General features: G+C 65.9%; 1 protein-coding gene and 2 pseudogenes. All 3 read right to left on the bottom strand.

The window, feature by feature from the left end:
• Nucleotides 1–480, bottom strand: a pseudogene (locus tag E5W70_RS18735) (signal recognition particle-docking protein FtsY); the annotation flags it as partial.
• Nucleotides 481–491: 11 nt separating this feature from the next.
• Nucleotides 492–1,793 (bottom strand): tRNA (N(6)-L-threonylcarbamoyladenosine(37)-C(2))-methylthiotransferase MtaB, encoded by a 1,302-nt coding sequence (gene mtaB / locus E5W70_RS18730; RefSeq protein WP_292660661.1) that lies wholly within the window; start codon nucleotides 1,791–1,793, stop codon nucleotides 492–494.
• Nucleotides 1,793–1,974: pseudogene (locus E5W70_RS18725) on the bottom strand (diaminopimelate epimerase); the annotation flags it as partial. The pseudogene E5W70_RS18725 and the gene mtaB, both read right to left, overlap by 1 nt.

The raw sequence follows: 1,974 nt of genomic DNA, 5'->3' as shown, positions 1-1,974 counted from the left end.
GGCCTGCCGATCAGCCCCCTTCCCCCCGTCAATATACGGGGAGAAGGTGCCGGCAGGCGGATGAGGGGCGGCGCCACGTTCGGATGACTGGACGATCTCTGGTTGCGTCGGCTCTGGCTCGGGAATGACGGGAGCAGACGGAATCTCCTCTGACGCCGATTCCTCGGCAGGCGCCTCCGGCTCCTCGATCAGAGCGGGTTCCGGCTGGATCTCTGGCTCGGGCGGAATGGTTGGTGCAGGTTGGAGCTGTGGCTGCGGCGCAGGTGGTGCTTCGGTGTCGACAGACGACGGAGGCGCAGTATCTGCCTCGGGCCGCGGCTCTTCGCGTTTCAAAAACTCCGGGACGGCCTGTTCGGCGGCCGGCTTCAGCGCTTCCAGTTCATCCCATTTGATCGGCGGCAGCGGTGCGGCCTCATCGGGCCGCTCCTCGACGACTTCCTTCTTGCCGAACGAAAATATCTTCTTGAAGAACCCAGCCATGTCTTGCGCTCTCAGGCGGCGCGGGCGGCAAGCGGCGCGGCGATCAGTCTGATACCGTCATGACCGGCGATATCAGCCTCGACGATGTCGCCCGGCGTGCCGGCAGAGACCGCGGCCAGCGTAAACCCTTCGGTGCGGCCGAGCCCGTCGCGCTCGACCAGGATCGACTGGCGTGTGCCGGCGAGCGAGGCAAGATGGCGGCGATAGGCGGCCTCGCCGGCGGCGCGCAGGCGTGCCGCGCGTTGCTTGACGACGTCGCGGCGGAGCTGAGGCATGCGCGCGGCGGGCGTGCCCTGGCGCGGCGAAAACGGGAAGACATGGAGATGCGTCAGGCCGCATTCCTCGACGATTTCCAGCGAGTTTTCGAACATGGCGTCCGTCTCGGTCGGGAAGCCGGCGATGATGTCGGCGCCGAAAACGATGCCGGGGCGCAGTTTGCGCACATCCTCGCAAAAGCGGATCGACTGGTCGCGGCTGTGCCGGCGTTTCATCCGCTTCAGTATCATGTCGTCACCCGATTGCAGCGACAGATGTAGATGCGGCATCAGCCTCGGCTCGGTGGCGATGGCGTCCAGCAGATCGTCGTCGGCCTCGATCGAATCGATGGAGGAAAGCCGCAGGCGTTTCACGTCCGGCACCTGCTTCAGGATGGTCTTGACCAATTTGCCGAGCTTCGGCGCGCCCGGCAGATCGGCGCCAAAACTGGTCATGTCGACGCCGGTCAGCACGATCTCGGCATAACCATTGCCGACGAGTCGCTTGACCTGCTCGACCACGGCGCCCATCGGTACAGAGCGCGAATTGCCGCGACCGTAAGGAATGATGCAGAAGGTGCAGCGGTGGTCGCAGCCGTTCTGCACCTGGACGAAAGCGCGCGCCCGGCCCTCGATGGCGTCGACCATGTGGGCGGCCGTCTCGCGCACTGAAAAGATATCGTTGACGCGCGCCTTCTCAGTGTCGTTGACGCCGAAATCCGGCAGCGCGCGATAGGAATGCGCCCTGAGCTTCTCCTCATTGCCGAGGACCAGATCGACCTCGTCCATGGCGACGAAATCCTGCGGGCCGGTCTGCGCAGCGCAGCCGGTAACGATGATGCGGGCGGCCGGGTTCTCACGGCGGGCTTTTCTGATCGACTGCTTGGCCTGGCGCACCGCCTCGCCGGTGACGGCGCAGGTGTTGAAGATGATGGCGCCGCCTTCGAGCCCGCCGAGACCCGCACTTTCGGCTTCGCGCCGCATCACCTCCGATTCATAGGTGTTGAGCCGGCAGCCGAAGGTGACGACATCGATGCCCTTGTTGCCACGAGGAGCCATCAGGCGGCGCTTTCGGTGTCGCGCGCCCACGCCCCGGTCGACGGATCGAAGTTGCCGGAAAATTCCCATTCGGCGGCACCGGTCAGGATGACGTGGTCGTCGTCGCGCCACAAAACATGCAGCGAGCCGCCGCCGGGCGTCGTCAGCGGGACGCTGCGGCCGGTGCGCCGGGTGCGGGCCG

The sequence above is a fragment of the Mesorhizobium sp. genome (assembly GCF_005063415.1).
Lineage (GTDB): Bacteria > Pseudomonadota > Alphaproteobacteria > Rhizobiales > Rhizobiaceae > Mesorhizobium.
Note: the sequence above shows the minus strand (reverse complement) of the source record. Positions and strands in the feature narration are given on the sequence as shown.